The sequence below is a fragment of the Halomonas sp. 3D7M genome (assembly GCF_014897885.1).
Taxonomy (GTDB): Bacteria; Pseudomonadota; Gammaproteobacteria; order Pseudomonadales; family Halomonadaceae; genus Vreelandella.
Genome location: NZ_JABUZF010000268.1, coordinates 38,345 through 39,333 on the forward strand (window position 1 = coordinate 38,345; position 989 = coordinate 39,333).

The 989-nt window shown below is 56.4% G+C and carries 1 protein-coding gene (cut by a window edge); it reads right to left on the reverse strand.

Features of this window, described 5'->3' with window-relative positions:
- Positions 1-978, reverse strand: the 5' portion of a protein-coding gene (locus INT22_RS21460; RefSeq protein ID WP_446718963.1) for an efflux RND transporter permease subunit. The gene continues 804 nt to the left of window position 1, outside the view; the window shows 978 of its 1,782 coding nt (coding positions 1-978); its start codon is at positions 976-978; its stop codon lies off the left edge, out of view.
- Positions 979-989 lie beyond the last annotated feature (11 nt).

Sequence of the window (989 nt, forward strand, 5' to 3'; positions counted from 1 at the left end):
CAGCCGATAAAGCTCATTGAGGCTATCGCGATCTTGTTCCGGCAGGCGTACCTCAACGCTGACTTCTCGGCGGCCAATAAATTGTTCTATGGCTGTAGCACCCTGTAGCGGGCCGCGTAGCGCCTGGGCTAGATCGCTCCCCGTTAGCCCTAACGCGCGCCCTTCAGCAGACAGGCGCATTTCAAGCTGCGGTTTGCCGTCTCCCAGTCCGCTGTCGATATCGGTTAGCCCATATTCGGCCAGTTGTTCAGCCAACTGCGCAGCGGCCGCCTCTAACACTTGGGTGTTTGGGTGGGATAAACGCAGGCTCAGCGCTGCACCACTACCGGGGCCGCCGAAGTCTGACTCAAAGCGCACTGATTGCGCGCCGACTAAGTCGCCTGTTAAGTCGCGCCACTCCTGGGCAATTCGAGATGGAGGCCAGGCATCTAAGCTTTCTCTGGCGATATCCAGGCGCACTTGCAGGCTCTCACCATCCAGGCTGCTGCGGGTACTGCTAAAGCTGAGGGTTGCCTCGCGTTCGCTAAGTTGCTCGGCGGCATTGAGCAATTGCTGGCTCAGTTCGCGGCTAACGCTAATATTGCTGCCAATCGGCAGGGTAACGCTGGCTTGAACCTGGTCCGATTCCACCCTGGGCATAAGTGAAAAGCCAAGCCTACCGCTCATTGCCCAGGCAAGCGTGACACATAGCAAGGCGACGCCTAGGGATACTGTCAGCAGGCGTTGAGTAAGCGCGCGCTGTAAAAACGGTTCAAACTGATGGTAAGTAAAGTGATGCAAGCCCTTCTGCATGCGCATACGAACAGCTTCTATAGGGCGTTGCCATACGGGTGTCTGGCGGGGTTTGCTGGCGTGGGCGAGGTGGGCGGGTAGTATAAATAGAGCTTCCACCAGGGAAATAATAAAGACCGTGGTAACGACCACTGGAACGGTAGCAAAAATAAGCCCTAAAAAGCCGGGTAAAAACAGGAGTGGCAGGAACGCAACAA